This is a genomic window from Aneurinibacillus aneurinilyticus ATCC 12856 (assembly GCF_000466385.1).
Taxonomy (GTDB): Bacteria; Bacillota; Bacilli; order Aneurinibacillales; family Aneurinibacillaceae; genus Aneurinibacillus; species Aneurinibacillus aneurinilyticus.
In genome coordinates this window covers 16,393-29,683 of the sequence record NZ_KE952895.1, presented here as the reverse complement: position 1 = coordinate 29,683, position 13,291 = coordinate 16,393, and the positions used below count along the sequence as shown (strand labels likewise).

Annotated in this window: 25 protein-coding genes; all 25 read left to right on the top strand. The window is 41.4% G+C overall.

What is annotated here, in order from left to right; genetic code table 11:
* Positions 1 to 112: 112 nt before the first annotated feature.
* Positions 113 to 1,144, top strand: coding sequence for a phage Gp37/Gp68 family protein (locus HMPREF0083_RS22630; protein ID WP_051354765.1), 1,032 nt, complete (start codon positions 113 to 115; stop codon positions 1,142 to 1,144).
* Positions 1,129 to 1,392, top strand: coding sequence for a hypothetical protein (locus HMPREF0083_RS22625; protein ID WP_040304539.1), 264 nt, complete (start codon positions 1,129 to 1,131; stop codon positions 1,390 to 1,392). Before HMPREF0083_RS22630 ends, HMPREF0083_RS22625 begins: the two co-directional genes overlap by 16 nt.
* On the top strand, positions 1,392 to 1,559 hold the full coding sequence (locus HMPREF0083_RS28435) for a hypothetical protein (protein ID WP_021624193.1): 168 nt from the start codon (positions 1,392 to 1,394) through the stop codon (positions 1,557 to 1,559). The genes HMPREF0083_RS22625 and HMPREF0083_RS28435 overlap by 1 nt, the downstream gene beginning before the upstream one ends.
* Positions 1,560 to 1,572: 13 nt before the next feature.
* Complete coding sequence (locus tag HMPREF0083_RS22620) at positions 1,573 to 1,989, top strand: hypothetical protein (protein ID WP_040304536.1); 417 nt, start codon at positions 1,573 to 1,575, stop codon at positions 1,987 to 1,989.
* Between the two features lie 283 nt (positions 1,990 to 2,272).
* Positions 2,273 to 2,467 (top strand): XtrA/YqaO family protein, encoded by a 195-nt coding sequence (locus HMPREF0083_RS22615; protein WP_021624191.1) that lies wholly within the window; start codon positions 2,273 to 2,275, stop codon positions 2,465 to 2,467.
* Positions 2,468 to 2,501: 34 nt separating this feature from the next.
* Complete coding sequence (locus HMPREF0083_RS22610; protein ID WP_040304533.1) at positions 2,502 to 2,837, top strand: hypothetical protein; 336 nt, start codon at positions 2,502 to 2,504, stop codon at positions 2,835 to 2,837.
* A 107-nt stretch (positions 2,838 to 2,944) separates the two neighbouring features.
* Entirely contained in the window at positions 2,945 to 3,166 is a 222-nt protein-coding gene (locus HMPREF0083_RS28430) for a hypothetical protein (protein ID WP_021624189.1), read from the top strand.
* A gap of 27 nt (positions 3,167 to 3,193) precedes the next feature.
* Entirely contained in the window at positions 3,194 to 3,646 is a 453-nt protein-coding gene (locus tag HMPREF0083_RS22605; protein ID WP_021624188.1) for an ArpU family phage packaging/lysis transcriptional regulator, read from the top strand.
* 231 nt (positions 3,647 to 3,877) lie between these two features.
* Positions 3,878 to 4,198: a DUF3467 domain-containing protein gene (locus tag HMPREF0083_RS22600; protein WP_021624187.1), complete on the top strand. Its 321-nt coding sequence runs from the start codon at positions 3,878 to 3,880 to the stop codon at positions 4,196 to 4,198.
* 38 nt (positions 4,199 to 4,236) lie between these two features.
* Positions 4,237 to 4,788, top strand: a complete 552-nt coding sequence (locus HMPREF0083_RS26670) for a hypothetical protein (protein WP_021624186.1) — start codon at positions 4,237 to 4,239, stop codon at positions 4,786 to 4,788.
* On the top strand, positions 4,745 to 5,011 hold the full coding sequence (locus tag HMPREF0083_RS22590) for a DUF2283 domain-containing protein (RefSeq protein ID WP_021624185.1): 267 nt from the start codon (positions 4,745 to 4,747) through the stop codon (positions 5,009 to 5,011). Before HMPREF0083_RS26670 ends, HMPREF0083_RS22590 begins: the two co-directional genes overlap by 44 nt.
* Before the next feature lie 49 nt (positions 5,012 to 5,060).
* Positions 5,061 to 5,378, top strand: coding sequence for a hypothetical protein (locus HMPREF0083_RS22585; protein WP_051354764.1), 318 nt, complete (start codon positions 5,061 to 5,063; stop codon positions 5,376 to 5,378).
* A 6-nt stretch (positions 5,379 to 5,384) separates the two neighbouring features.
* A complete protein-coding gene (locus HMPREF0083_RS22580) occupies positions 5,385 to 5,645 on the top strand; it encodes a hypothetical protein (protein ID WP_021624183.1) in 261 nt (86 codons plus the stop codon).
* Positions 5,646 to 5,656: 11 nt separating this feature from the next.
* Positions 5,657 to 6,019, top strand: coding sequence for an HNH endonuclease (locus tag HMPREF0083_RS22575; protein ID WP_021624182.1), 363 nt, complete (start codon positions 5,657 to 5,659; stop codon positions 6,017 to 6,019).
* Positions 6,020 to 6,067: 48 nt separating this feature from the next.
* Positions 6,068 to 6,361: a hypothetical protein gene (locus tag HMPREF0083_RS22570; protein WP_021624181.1), complete on the top strand. Its 294-nt coding sequence runs from the start codon at positions 6,068 to 6,070 to the stop codon at positions 6,359 to 6,361.
* A 96-nt stretch (positions 6,362 to 6,457) separates the two neighbouring features.
* On the top strand, positions 6,458 to 6,826 hold the full coding sequence (locus tag HMPREF0083_RS22565) for a P27 family phage terminase small subunit (protein WP_021624180.1): 369 nt from the start codon (positions 6,458 to 6,460) through the stop codon (positions 6,824 to 6,826).
* Complete coding sequence (locus HMPREF0083_RS22560; protein WP_021624179.1) at positions 6,807 to 8,501, top strand: terminase large subunit; 1,695 nt, start codon at positions 6,807 to 6,809, stop codon at positions 8,499 to 8,501. The genes HMPREF0083_RS22565 and HMPREF0083_RS22560 overlap by 20 nt, the downstream gene beginning before the upstream one ends.
* Before the next feature lie 6 nt (positions 8,502 to 8,507).
* Positions 8,508 to 9,713, top strand: coding sequence for a phage portal protein (locus tag HMPREF0083_RS22555; protein ID WP_081696161.1), 1,206 nt, complete (start codon positions 8,508 to 8,510; stop codon positions 9,711 to 9,713).
* A complete protein-coding gene (locus tag HMPREF0083_RS22550; protein WP_021624177.1) occupies positions 9,710 to 10,453 on the top strand; it encodes a head maturation protease, ClpP-related in 744 nt (247 codons plus the stop codon). Before HMPREF0083_RS22555 ends, HMPREF0083_RS22550 begins: the two co-directional genes overlap by 4 nt.
* Complete coding sequence (locus HMPREF0083_RS22545) at positions 10,446 to 11,576, top strand: phage major capsid protein (protein WP_021624176.1); 1,131 nt, start codon at positions 10,446 to 10,448, stop codon at positions 11,574 to 11,576. The genes HMPREF0083_RS22550 and HMPREF0083_RS22545 overlap by 8 nt, the downstream gene beginning before the upstream one ends.
* Positions 11,577 to 11,650: 74 nt before the next feature.
* Positions 11,651 to 11,905 carry a head-tail connector protein gene (locus HMPREF0083_RS22540; RefSeq protein WP_021624175.1) on the top strand — a complete coding sequence of 85 codons (255 nt, stop codon included), beginning with the start codon at positions 11,651 to 11,653 and terminating at the stop codon, positions 11,903 to 11,905.
* Between the two features lie 10 nt (positions 11,906 to 11,915).
* The gene (locus HMPREF0083_RS22535; RefSeq protein WP_040304528.1) at positions 11,916 to 12,197 is read left to right on the top strand and encodes a hypothetical protein; all 282 of its coding nucleotides are present in this window, start codon (positions 11,916 to 11,918) and stop codon (positions 12,195 to 12,197) included.
* Positions 12,175 to 12,537, top strand: coding sequence for a phage head closure protein (locus HMPREF0083_RS22530; protein ID WP_021624173.1), 363 nt, complete (start codon positions 12,175 to 12,177; stop codon positions 12,535 to 12,537). Before HMPREF0083_RS22535 ends, HMPREF0083_RS22530 begins: the two co-directional genes overlap by 23 nt.
* Complete coding sequence (locus HMPREF0083_RS22525) at positions 12,494 to 12,925, top strand: HK97-gp10 family putative phage morphogenesis protein (RefSeq protein ID WP_148316049.1); 432 nt, start codon at positions 12,494 to 12,496, stop codon at positions 12,923 to 12,925. The genes HMPREF0083_RS22530 and HMPREF0083_RS22525 overlap by 44 nt, the downstream gene beginning before the upstream one ends.
* Positions 12,922 to 13,290 (top strand): DUF3168 domain-containing protein, encoded by a 369-nt coding sequence (locus tag HMPREF0083_RS22520; protein WP_021624171.1) that lies wholly within the window; start codon positions 12,922 to 12,924, stop codon positions 13,288 to 13,290. Before HMPREF0083_RS22525 ends, HMPREF0083_RS22520 begins: the two co-directional genes overlap by 4 nt.
* Position 13,291: the final 1 nt, after the last annotated feature.

Genomic DNA, 13,291 nt, shown 5'->3' with positions numbered 1-13,291 from the left:
ACGTTATAAATAAACCCGAGCCTTGGTCCCACCCAAGGCTCACTAAAGAATATAACACAAGCCTACAGGTGAAGAAATATAGAACATATGGGAATGGGAAGGAGAATGAAGCGTGACTAATATAGAATGGACTGATCGCGTCTGGAATCCAGCTACTGGTTGCACGAAGGTATCAGAAGGGTGCAGGAACTGTTACGCATTTGAAACGCATAATAGAAGACATAAAGGCTTCATGAACGGTGCCAAGCTTCCCAAACAGTATGCAGAGCCCTTTAACAAGATTCAGTTGTTTCCTGATCGACTGCTTCAACCGTTAAGGTGGAAGAAGCCACAACGTATATTCGTTAACAGTATGAGTGATTTGTTTCATAAAGATATTCCATTCAAATATATCGATCAAGTATTTGCGGTTATGGCCCTTACTCCACGACATACGTATCAAGTTCTTACGAAGCGGCCTGAGAGAATGCTGCAATATTTTCAATCAATGAATCGAGCGGAAATGATTGAATGTTGGCAAGAAACGGCATATGAGCTTACGAAGGACGATGAGGCGGCATGCTTTGTGGCAAACCGATTAAATGGGGTACTTCCGAATGCGAAACCAGGATGGGCGATACAGAACGTGTGGTTAGGAACGAGTGTGGAAAATCAAAAAACCGCAGATGAGCGTATCCCGCTTCTTTTACAAACACCTGCAGCTGTCCGCTTTCTCTCCTGCGAACCGTTGCTCGGTATGGTGGATTTAAAACTACATGATTCACTCTTATATCATACAAGCGGTTGGTGGCCTCCTCTTTCGGAATATACAAAAGTAGGCGAGGTGATTGATTGGGTAATTGTTGGCGGAGAGAGTGGTTCAAAGGCGCGGCCTATGCATCCAGATTGGGTACGAAGCATCCGTGACCAGTGTGCAGAATTTAATATTCCATTCTTTTTTAAACAATACGGTGAATACGCACCTATTCATGAGTTACGAACTAATGAACCAGGGATTAAGGGTAAATTGTGGGTGAACTTTGACCCTGATACATCGGTTTGCAGAGTCGGGAAAAAGAAAGCCGGTCGGCTACTAGATGGACAAGAATGGAGTCAGTTTCCTGATGCTGAATACCAGGATTGCGGTGAATGCTCATGCAAGTAACTGAGCATGAACAAGTAGAGCAAATGGATATATTCCAGTTAGTACAGCAACCCATTATGGAACCAGTACCCGATAAAATCTATTCTCCAAGAGAACTAACAGAAATGGGTTGTAAATGGACACCCAAGGATGAGGAACGATGGAAAGCGGAAATACGGAAGGTATACGACCGTGTGAGAAGAGAAACCGGGCGTTTTATTAATTGGTTTGAAGCAATTGAAATATACATCATGGAGCGTGACAAATAGTGAACATCAAGAGACAGACATGCAGCTTATGCAATGGAGAAGGACGTACAGGAGGGCATGAATGCCCTTCCTGTGGGGGCAAAGGATACATTGATGTAATTGATTACGAAAAGCAAATTGACCCGTTTTGGGACAAGTTGAAACTGTCTGATGAACCGGAATTTTAGGAGGGGAATAAGGATGTCTTTGTATACAACCTTTGAAACATGGGATGAAACAATTGAATATTTAAAATCTGTCGATCGTCCTCAATGTTTTACAGTTAATTATTTGCCAAAAGAAAAAGAATACGCTTTGTGGATAGGGAATCAACCATATGATTTTTATGAAGAACTTATCGAACAACAGCGACAAGAAATTAAAGAAAGGGAAAGGATTTCTGATGTTCAAAATGTTCATTTAACAAGGAACGGCAAAGAAATCATGAAACTAATTGATGAAAAAACGGAATTGCAATATCAACTTCTACAAGAAAAAGAGAATAGAAAGCTTGCTCGATATGAATTAAAAAGGCTTTATAGAAAAGTTGAACCCACCAGTAATAGTAATGTCGACCGTCACTTCAAACAGGTTATAGAAATGCTTAAAAAAAGATAAAAAATAAGCCCCTTCATTTGAAGGAGCGAGAGCTGGGGAGTAAATCATGTTGCTATTACCTACATGATATATTTCCCTACATTCGAGAAATTAAACATAAAAAGCCCTCACAGTCCGCCAACTGTAAGGGCTAAACAGGGAAACTCTAACACACTATACATTACGAGTCATTTGAGACAAAGTTACAAATAAAAAAATTCCCCTCTTCGGTAGCAGCCGTTGAGGGGAAAATACCTGCTCATATACATACTTACATTATATCACAGAGCGGGGGAACACAGAGATGAAATCAATTGAGTTAACACCAGATATAAGCACTATGAAAGTAGAAGTTCCAGTAACAAACGAAGCATACATGGTCTTAATATGCGAAGGTAAAGCAAAGCTGATAAAGCTTCCTGAAAACGGAGAAACCAGGATAGTCATGCACCAGAAAAAGATTAAGCGGCATTTAAATACAGAGGGCGAAGAGTTCTAAAAAATAGTATCGTTGTGATAAAGGGGTGAGGGAAGTGAACAGCAAAATAAACGTGCGGCTCTGGCCAGAGAAAATAAGCATAGAATTTGATTTCATTCTAAAACAAGAGGGGGATCGCTTCTACGAACATTGTAAGAACGCGATTCATCCCCCAATTGAAGGAGATTTTGAAGAGGTATTATCTAAGATTAGGGAAATAGCTAGCGAATACGATGAACTTCGAATAGGTGTATATGGCTCGTGGTTTGGAATAAAAAATCAAAACGGAGAATGGCAAGATTACGATCTTAATTTTCCGAAGGTTGATTATAACAAATACCACTGTGCGACTCTCTACAGGGAGTATTTAAAGCAGGAAGAAAATAAATAGATAAACGTTCTACTGGCCAATCCAGAGGACACTGACAAGCATTAAGCAGGACAAGTATACCTGCATGCTGTTGGTGTCCTCTTTTTATTTGAAAAGGGGGATACAGAATGCGTTTTGAGGACCTACTCACGCCGGATAAAAGGAGAAGGCTAAATAGGATGCGGCAGACGCCAGAGAGAGCGGAGCAACAGGAGCCAGTAAAAGACGAGCTGCCTACGGTATATGTGCCAAGCAAACGTGAAAGAGAACGTGAGGAATTCGAGCGTTTAATGCGCGGATCGGCTTATACACGCCGTCGTGGAGCTATTAGACAGACACGCCATTCTTAATAATAAACAAATAGGGGGATTCATATTATGAACAAGCAATTATCATTTCTTCCGGAGATCGACCGTAAAGCTACTCAGAAGCGTGTAGAGGATATGCTAGATACGGTTCGTGTATATAAACAAATCGGATTTGTACGTAGAGAAATAAAGAATACCCCAAGCTATGATCCGCGCTTTCACGGAGCTACAAATCTTACGACTGATCAGGTAGGAGACAATGCGAGCTGGAATGTAGATGCGGAGCAACGGATTAAGGAAATTACGGAAAGAGTAGACAAGGCCATTAGTCGATTAAGTAAAAAGGAACGGGAAATCATCATCAAACGTTACTTGGAGGAAGAAGACGCTTATGATTACATCATTTGCGGCGAAATAGGTATGAGCAAACGGTCTTACGAAAGAACGAAAGCTCGTGCATTTTATAAACTGGCTTTTATGCTTCGCCTGGAAGTTATGGTAGAGGCAGAGCCGGCATTTTAAAAAGGTGGCGGGAAAATGGCGGCTTTTTGGCGGGAAAATGGCGTGCCGTTTGGATAAGGGGGTGTTATGATGATATTGTCGATAGATAAGCAAAGGGGCTACTCCAAGGGAGTGGTTTTTTGTTATTAAAAGTCGAATAGTGTCGAACGAAATAACTTGTCCTAAAGATTTGTTTTATCTAGTATTTTATGTAAATATACCCATGTAGTTAAATATAGGAGGAATATATTAATGTCTAAAGAAGTAATTTTTATAGAGGATGAAGATACACAAAATATAGAAAAAGAAAAACAAAATGTATTTAGTGTTTATGCTAATTCTTTTAGGATTGCCTCAGGATACAGTGACACAATTATTACATTACTCGAACAGCATCCAGATGGTTTGAATACTTTAGGAAGAGTAAGGGTTAGCCCTCAAGCATTGAAGGAATTAACAAACCGTTTGAAGGAAATAGTTGAGGATTATGAAAAAGAGTACGGACCTATTCCCCAAAGAAAAGCAAATACTAAAAAAGTCGTCAAAAAAGTCGTCAAAAAAGAAATTAACTAAGGAAAACTGCATTACCGCTACAGAAATGGGGTAATAGTTTGGATAAAGAGTTTGACGAAATCGAAAATGTTTATCAAGATGAAGATAAGGATTCTTATTTAGTTCTTGAAAATAGTGACCTAAAGCAATATGAAACTGATGAATACGAGTATGAATATGAAGTAGCGGAGTATGATAAGTCGGAAGATGAGGAAGAATATATAATCACTACAACCGATCCTTTCGAAAGACCAGTAAAAGTAAAAAAAATGACTTGGGAAAATCATGTTACAGATGGGGATCATGACAGGACTGAATTTTTAGGGCAGGAATGGCTGATTGAAAATGTAATTCGAAATCCCTCCATTATTATACGCGATAATCCTGATGATCCAGAAAATAAAAGGGAACGATATTTAGATTTGGTTGTTCTTCCAGAAGCTAGCACTGTTAGAGAAATCGTTATCGTCGTTGATCATAGTTACAAACAAAGGGAGTTTGGGGATGTGGTAACAATAATCTCCAAAAAGAAGTTAAATCAAGAGCGTTTGAAAGGGGGAGCTATTTATGTTCGCCACCAACCACCCACAACGAAAAAAGATAAAGGTTAATTATGATACGGAGCATGATGTTCTGTATATCTATATTGGCGAACATAAACCTTCTTATGCTGATGAAACAGAGCCCGGTATTTTTGTGAAAATCTCTGATGATGATGATGAAACAGTGACTGGATTGATTATTATGGATTACAGTCAAAAGGATTATGAATCCTTAAGAAGAAATTTGCCAATTAAGGTCAATTTTAATAAAATCAATAAACTTATTCATTAAAGTCGCTCATACCGAGCGGCTTTTTATTTTGCCTTGGAGGTGATTGGATTTGGAAACGCAACAAGTAGCAGTTAATTGTAATAAGTGCAAAGGAGATTTTGTGATTAATACTATTAAGCTGGAGAAGTTCAATGGTGGGATTGAGAGGAATTATTTCACCTGTCCACACTGCCAAGAGCAGTATACAGCCTTCTATACCAATCAGAAGGTACGTAAGAATCAAACGGAAATGGCTGCATTGAGGTGGAAAATTCAGCGTGCTACTTTTATCAATAAGGTAAACAGATTTCTTAAGCAGATAGAAGCATTACGGAAAGACAATGAAAAGGAAATGAATCGGTTACGTGAAGAGATGGGAAGGAGATAACCAAGAATGGATAAGGACAAGCTACTTTATCTAGAACAGAACGGATACAAACCTATTACCGATGAAATCATTCGTGAATCGTTTAAAAGCTTATATGAGAATGCGCCACATATTGCTAAGGAGAAAGAGGCAGAAGCCAAGAGGAAATACAAATATTACAAACGTTATGGTAATGAAATTATGCTGTATAGCATGGAGTACTTAGAGCGAAATAGTATCGATGAATTAAAACGAAATGCGATAAAGACGGAACGACGCTTTCTATAAGGGAAGAATAAATGAAACGTAATCGTGAACAGGATCGATACTATGACAAGTATAAGCGCAACAAGGAAGCCAAGCGATTCTATGACAGCGCAGCCTGGCGTAAGTGCCGGGACTACGTACTGAAGCGTGACAACTATCTGTGTCAGCCATGCCTCAAGCAGGGTATGAAGCTGAAGCCAGCTGATACAGTACACCACATCAAACACTTTGACGAGGCACCAGAATTGGTGCTTGACCCAGATAACCTAGAGTGTGTATGCAATGCCTGTCATAACAAGTTGCACCCAGAGAAGGGACAAGGCAAGGCAAAGGAGAAGAGCAAGCAACGTAAGGTAAGAGTGATACAGGTAGAAGCGAATAGGGAAGTATGGTAACGGTCACTTGATGAGTGGCTTTTTTTATTTTGATAGGAGGGAATAAGGATGGAAGTAATTTACGAATGTATACCATGTAGAATTCAAAGGACTGGAAACCTTACAATACTAGCAGGTTCGAATTGTCCCGAATGCAAGGGACCAATGTTTCCAGTAAGGGAGAGGGACGAGAACATTAAAGCTAGACCAAACAAAGAGAGCGTCGAAATCAAGCTCGCGTATCTTAAAGAACTTCGTAATTTAGCAGATACTCATCGCTTTGTTACTGATGGAAGTTTAGTCGAACGAGTTCGTAGAGTGTGCGATAGTATCGAAGAAGATTTGAGGCTGTCAGGGACATAGCCCCCCTACCCTCAAGGTTGAAAGGGAGGGCGCCACAGACCGGTGCCCCCCTTCGTTTACAACGCGGACCTATTTTTTATGTGAGGGGGGGGTGTCATGTACAAGCCTAAGAAGGAAATTAAAAGTCGAGAAGCTAAAAAGTTATTCCAAATCCTGATTCGTGAGTTAGAGCTAGATGATAATTTAAGCGACCGTACGATAATGATTACAGACAATATTGTTTTGCTCGAGCAGTTGAAACAACAACATCTTGATGATATTAAAAATCGTGGTGTTGTGGAGTTGTTTATCAACGGATCGCAACAAATCTACCGACAAAACAAATCTGTCGATGCCATTATAAAAATCATTGAGCATCAACGAAAGCTCCAGGCTGAGTTAAAGCTCACCCCTGCCTCAGATAGAAAAGTGTCTGGAGCGTTGGACCCGGAAGGTCAAAAGGGTGATGAATTTGACCGTTACTAAGTTGAAAACAACGGAGTATGCAATTGGTGTAACGTCACATTTGATTGTTACTTCGAAAAAGGTTTATCAAGCCTGTAAACGGCATTTAAATGACCTAAAAAGGCAGGGAACAAGCAATTTTCCGTTCATATTTGATGAGGAAAAGGGATATCGGCCTGTTGGATTCATCGAACGTTTCTGTAAACCATCCCAGGGAGAATACGATCGATTGGAGCTGCAACCGTGGCAACATTTTATTATCGGATCGTTATATGGATGGGTTCATAAAGATACCGGGCTCCGTCGATTCAAAGAGGGGCTTATTTTTGTTGGACGAAAAAACGGGAAATCTACCCTTGTTTCTGGATTATCTCTCTATATGGCATCGAAAGACGGTGAGAATGGCGCTAGGGTGTATCAACTTGCCAACTCTAAAGCACAGGCTCGGGAAGTATTTGATGAATGCAAGGCGATGGTAAAGAAGTCGCCTTTGCTTAAAAGACACTTTAATGAACGACAATACGAAATTAGATACGAGAAAACTTTATCTAAGATTGAACCACTTGCTAGTGATAGTGAGAAGCTGGACGGAAAGAACTGTAGCTTTGGGGTGTTCGATGAGATTCACGAATACAAGGACTACAAACTTATTAACGTCATTAAAAATAGTACAGGGGCGCGACAACAGCCTCTCCTTCTCTATATCACAACGGCTGGGTACCAATTAGATGGTCCGCTCATGGATTATTACGAGAAAGCTACTGATGTATTGGATGGAGCCTCACATGATGAGAGAGCTTTCTTTTTTATGGCCGAGTTAGATGAAAACGATGATATCGAAGATCCGACCAACTGGATAAAAGCCAATCCGAATTTAGGGCTGACATTGAAGCTGGAAACACTAATAGAGGAATGGGCGTCCCGTAAGCTCATTCCCAAGGAACGTAGCGACTTTATTATGAAACGCTTTAATCTCTTTGTAAAATCGGGAAAAGAGTCGTTTTTAAGCTTTGAAGTTCTTAAACGAAATAAAAAAGAGGTTTCTGTTGAAAACTTTTACGGAAAGTCGTGTGTGGGTGGTTTCGATTTGTCCGACACAGAAGACTTCACCAGTGCTTGTCTAGAGTTTCCTATCGTTGAAACAGGGGAAGTGTTCGTGATATCTCATTCCTGGATACCGGAGAGAAAGGTGCTGCAAGACAACGAAAAAATTCCATATCGCGAGTACGAAGAATTGGGGCTGTTAACTATAGTTCCGGGAGAATACGTGAAAAAAGAATACGTATACGACTGGTTTGTGGAGCAATCTAAACATTTCAGCATCGAGCTTATCACTTATGACCCGGCCAAGGCGTTTGGGCTGGTAGAAGCATTGAATGCCTACGGATTTAAAACGGAAGTTGTTCGACAAGGACACACGACACTAGGTCCGGCTGTTGACGACATCAAAGAACGATTCATTGATGGTAATGTCATATTCAATAACAATCGTCTTTTTCGATGGTATGTGAACAATGTGAAGATGGTTGAGGATAGAAATCGAAATAAATTACCACAAAAACAAGGTCGCTACCGTAAAATTGACGGATTTGCAGCCTTTTTGAATGCTCACACGGAAGTCATGAAACGGTTACTAGCTCCACAAGCAACTGGTGATGTGAAGTTTGTATCCATCAATGATCTGTTAAGGGGGTGATGATATTTGAAGCTACGGCACAGGATTAAAACGGCATGGAATGTCTTGAGAAACAACGTGAAAGGTGAAGGATACAACTTTTCAAAATGGTTTCGTGGAGGGAAATCTATCTTCTTTGGCAGTGCAGGCGGAACATTAGCGACCAATGAAACCATATTTTCTGCGGTAACAAGGTTATCTAATGCCATGGCCTCTCTACCGTTAAAACTGTACAAAGACTTTTCGCCAGTGAATACGAGTGTTTCCGATCTGCTTGCAAATGCACCGAATCGGAATATGTCCAGCTTTGATTTTATACGGACATTAGAAACGCATCGTGATACAAGCGGGAACGGATATGCACTGAAGATGTATGGAAGCAACTATCAGGTTGAATCACTTGTCATATTGGACCCAGCTAGAGTGCAGCCGGTAATCGAGAAAGATACGCTTGATTTGTGGTATGAAGTCGAGGGAGACAAAGGACGCTACTATGTTCACAACATGGATATGATTCATGTCAAGCACATCCATACAAACGGCTATAAAGGGATTAGTCCGCTGGCTGTTTTACGGAACACCATTGATTTTGATGAAAAGGTTCGACAATTCAGCTTAGACACAATGGATGGTGCTGTCAAAGCATCGTTTATTCTGAAGATGGCAACACATCTATCGACTGACAAGAAAAAAGAAGTGTTGGCTAATTTTAAAAACTTTTATCAGGAAAATGGTGGTGTACTGATCCAGGAATCCGGGGTAGAAATCGACCCGATTAAACGTGATTTCATGGACACAAAGGTATTTGAAGTCGAAAAGATTACCCGTTCCCGGGTGGCTACTGTTTATAACATGCCAGTTCATATGCTAGGTGAAACAGAGGGTGTCAATTACAACAGCATGGAGCAGTTATCCCTTGATTTTGTTCAGAACACCCTTATTCCCATTGTCCGGCAGTATGAACAAGAACTGAATCGAAAACTACTTACACCAAAGGAGCGTTTGCGTGGACTGTATTTTAAGTTCAACGTGAACGCTCTTTTACGTGGAGATATGAAAACGCGTGGTGATTTCTATTTCAAGGGTGTCCGTTCCGGCCTATTCAAACCGAATGAGATTCGGGCTTGGGAAGAACTACCACCAGAGAAAGGAGGCGACAGTCTCTATATGAGCCGTGATTTATCGCCCATTGAAGAGAGAAAAGAGCCTGGAAAGGGGGTGAGTGGAAGGTGAAAAAGTTTTGGGAGTTTAAAAACAAAACCGATGATGAGGCAGACCTGTATTTGTATATCGAGATTGCATCATGGGGTGGTGGGTACTATGCACACTCGGCCAAGAGCTTCAAGCAAGAGTTAGACAACCTGGGAGACATTAAGACGCTGAATGTATTCGTTAACTCACCAGGCGGTGATGTATTCGAAGGAGTCGCTATCTATAACATGCTCAAGCGTCATAAGGCGCATGTAAACGTCCATGTTGACGGTTTGGCTGCTTCTATTGCTTCGGTTATAGCTATGGCGGCAGATACGATTTATATGCCCTCAAATGCAATGATGATGATTCATAATGCATGGATGTTTACTGCGGGTGACTCTAACGATCTGCGTGAAGCAGCAGATATGTTGGACAAGGTGAATACATCCATTCGACAGTCCTATTTGGACAAAGCAGGCGACGCCATCACAGAGGAAGATTTGACTGCACTCATGGATAAAGAATCGTGGTTAACGGCTCAAGAATGCTATGATTATGGGCTTTGTGATGTGGTCGGCGAGGCGAAACAGATTGCAGCATGTACGAACGAAGAATTATTCGCAAAATATCGCAATGTACCTGATACGATTGCGAAAACGGCTCAAAAACCACAAAAAAAACGTGTTCTAAGCACGGAAGAACGTCAAAAAATCGCTCAAAATGCGAAAACAGAACTTGAAAATTTAAAATCATACCTGGGAGGTATTATAAATGCCTAAAACTTTATTTGATGTAAAAAATGATTTGGTTACGGTTGGAGCTGCACTGGCTGCTGTAAAAGAGGAAAAGTTGACAGAAGCTTCGAAGCCTGAGGCTGATATTGAAACGCTCAAAGCGCTTGAAACGAAAGAGCAAGGACTTCAGGTTCGTATGGACATCCTTCAAAAAGAACATGATGAGATGGAAGCCAAGCAAAAAGCTTCCTTAGAACGTAATAAAAGCAAATTAGACGGTGTAGAAGACCCAAAAGCAAAAGTTACAGCTGCAAAAGCAGAGCTTATTCGTGCTACTATTCGCGGCCGTCAGTTGTCCGAAGAAGCAAAGGCAGCCCTTGGTGATCGAAATTCTACAGGTGGCGAAAAGATTTTGCCTACCACTATGACAAATGAGCTGTTACATGAACCGTTCGTTAAAAACCCTTTGCGGGAGGTTTCGACATACACAAGCGTTACCAATCTTGAAATCCCAAAAATCACCTTCACATTGGATGATGATGATTTTATCGCGGATACTGAAACAGCGAAAGAAATCAAGGCAGATGGGGATGTTGTCTCGTTTGGCCGGAATAAGTTCAAGGTGTTTGTTCCGATTTCAGAAACCATTCTAGCTGCCACAGATACGAACCTTGTTCAAACGGTAGACCAAGGACTTGAAAGTGGTCTAGCTGCCAAAGAGAAAAAAGTTGCTTTTGCAAAGACACCGAAAGCAGGAGAGGAAAGTCTCTCATTCTATGGTGTAGGTATCAAAGAGGTTTCAGCAGAGAATCTCTACAAGGCCATTAAAGCAGCCGTTGCCGATTTGCATGAGGATTACCGGGAAAACGCAAAAATTGTGATACGCTATGCTGATTACATGGACATCATCGAAACCTTAGCGAATGGTAGTGCTACGCTTTACAATGCACAGCCGGAGCAAATTCTTGGTAAACCGGTTGTTTTCTGCGATTCAGCAGTTGACCCTGTAGTTGGTGACTTACGTTACTCCCACTTCAACTACGATCCTCAGATGATTTATGACCGTGACAAGGATGTTAAAACAGGGGTTGAGTTGTTTGTATTGACAGCTTGGTTTGACCATAAAATCAAACTGAAATCGGCGTTCCGTATCGCAAAAAAGAAGTAGCTCCTCCCGAGCCAAAGCCGGATACACCACCTGAAGGTGAAATTCCAGAAATATAGTTGGGGAGGAGCATAGCCATGACCGAAATTTTTCTTGAGGAATTGAAAGGTTATCTTCGAATTGACGGGAGTGAGGATGATATGGTCCTCGCTCTTCTTGTTGAAGCGGCAAGGGAGTACCTTGCTGATGCTGGGGTGAAAGATGATACCACATCACGATACAAGCTGGCTATTATGCTTTATGTTGCGCTTCACTATGAAAACCGGGACCCAAGCATCAAGATTGAAAAGTTTAACTTTGCGCTTGAAAGTATCATTTTGCAACTGAAATGAGGTGAAATTCTTGCAAAAATACCTTGTTATTCAGACGTTTCGTGATAAATTCACACAAAATATTCATTCTGCCGAGACGTTCTATGAAACGGGCGATGAAAAACGGGCCTCCTTTTTGATTGAATCTGGCTATCTCAAGGCAAATGATGAACATGATGAACCACTTAAAAATCTGGGTGGTGGGTACTACGAGCTGCCAAATGGAGAAAAGGTGCGAGGAAAGGAAAAAGCACTGAGGGCATTAAAGAAAGTTGAGGCGAGTGGTGCCAATGAATCCAGGCAAATTCAATAAGCGTATCACACTACAATGTCCAAAAAGTGTGAGGGATGATGAAGGCATTGTCACAGAAGAATGGACCGATGTTGCCACTGTATGGGCGGCTGTAGAGCCTCTGCGTGGTCGAGAATACTTCGCGGCGGCAGCAGTGAATCAAGAGAACACCGTGCGCTTTCGAATGCGCTACAGGCGCGGTGTAACGGCTAGAATGCGTCTGCTGTATGACAACCGGGTGTTTGATATTAAATCCGTGATCGATGTAAATGAGCGTCATCAAGAAATGTTATTGATGTGCCAGGAGGTGAACGGTCTTGGGAGCCAGGATGGAAGTTCAGGGGATGGAACAACTGCTTAATAAGCTTCAAAGTTTAGGAAATCGAGCGAAAACAGTAGAAAATCAAGCTGTAAAGGCAGGTGCCGAAATACTTCGTAATGAGATTGCAGCCCGAACTCCTCGTAGCTCCTCGCCACGACAGCCGGATTCATCATCTCAAAGCTGGCGAACTGGGCAGCATGCAGCAGACAATATCAAGATAAGTGGTGTTAAGCAGAAGGATGGCGCAAAAATCATCGAGGTCGGTATCCAAAAAGGGGATAGGTCTCACTACTTCTACCTGAAGTTTCTTGAATGGGGAACGACCAAGATATCTGCTCAACACTTTATGGCATCGGCCGTTGCTGAAAAACGTACAGAAGCGACGCGAAAGGTTCACGAAATTATCAAGAGGGCATTGAATCTATGATTAATATCAAACCAAAGATCGCTCGAGCGCTTGAGTCTAATCAGGCGCTTGTTTCTTTGCTTGGAAGTAAACGAATCTATCAACTAGTAGCGCCCAATCCAGATGAGTTCCCTCGTATTACATTTTTCGAGATGGATAACGTCGATGACCGATTTGCAGACGATGAGGCCATTTCCAGTGAGATTCGCATTCAGATTGATATCTGGAGTAAGAAAAGCACACCAAATATTGCTGATGAAGTAGACAAAACGATGAAATCGTTAGGTTTTCGGCGTACAGCTTCGACTGATTTATACGAGGAGGATACAAAGGTGTTTCACAAAGGTATGCGTTATAAAACCATTCAAATGATTGAGGAGGAATAAA

Bases quoted from the DNA above. Each gene is read 5' to 3' on its own strand.
- HMPREF0083_RS22625 (WP_040304539.1), top strand. From the start codon at position 1,129: ATGCTCATGCAAGTAACTGAGCATGAACAAGTAGAGCAAATGGATATA.
- HMPREF0083_RS22620 (WP_040304536.1), top strand. From the start codon at position 1,573: ATGTCTTTGTATACAACCTTTGAAACATGGGATGAAACAATTGAATAT.
- HMPREF0083_RS22615 (WP_021624191.1), top strand. From the start codon at position 2,273: ATGAAATCAATTGAGTTAACACCAGATATAAGCACTATGAAAGTAGAA.
- HMPREF0083_RS28430 (WP_021624189.1), top strand. From the start codon at position 2,945: ATGCGTTTTGAGGACCTACTCACGCCGGATAAAAGGAGAAGGCTAAAT.
- HMPREF0083_RS22605 (WP_021624188.1), top strand. From the start codon at position 3,194: ATGAACAAGCAATTATCATTTCTTCCGGAGATCGACCGTAAAGCTACT.
- HMPREF0083_RS22600 (WP_021624187.1), top strand. From the start codon at position 3,878: ATGTCTAAAGAAGTAATTTTTATAGAGGATGAAGATACACAAAATATA.
- HMPREF0083_RS22590 (WP_021624185.1), top strand. From the start codon at position 4,745: ATGTTCGCCACCAACCACCCACAACGAAAAAAGATAAAGGTTAATTAT.
- HMPREF0083_RS22580 (WP_021624183.1), top strand. From the start codon at position 5,385: ATGGATAAGGACAAGCTACTTTATCTAGAACAGAACGGATACAAACCT.
- HMPREF0083_RS22575 (WP_021624182.1), top strand. From the start codon at position 5,657: ATGAAACGTAATCGTGAACAGGATCGATACTATGACAAGTATAAGCGC.
- HMPREF0083_RS22570 (WP_021624181.1), top strand. From the start codon at position 6,068: ATGGAAGTAATTTACGAATGTATACCATGTAGAATTCAAAGGACTGGA.
- HMPREF0083_RS22565 (WP_021624180.1), top strand. From the start codon at position 6,458: ATGTACAAGCCTAAGAAGGAAATTAAAAGTCGAGAAGCTAAAAAGTTA.
- HMPREF0083_RS22560 (WP_021624179.1), top strand. From the start codon at position 6,807: ATGAATTTGACCGTTACTAAGTTGAAAACAACGGAGTATGCAATTGGT.
- HMPREF0083_RS22545 (WP_021624176.1), top strand. From the start codon at position 10,446: ATGCCTAAAACTTTATTTGATGTAAAAAATGATTTGGTTACGGTTGGA.
- HMPREF0083_RS22540 (WP_021624175.1), top strand. From the start codon at position 11,651: ATGACCGAAATTTTTCTTGAGGAATTGAAAGGTTATCTTCGAATTGAC.
- HMPREF0083_RS22530 (WP_021624173.1), top strand. From the start codon at position 12,175: ATGAATCCAGGCAAATTCAATAAGCGTATCACACTACAATGTCCAAAA.
- HMPREF0083_RS22520 (WP_021624171.1), top strand. From the start codon at position 12,922: ATGATTAATATCAAACCAAAGATCGCTCGAGCGCTTGAGTCTAATCAG.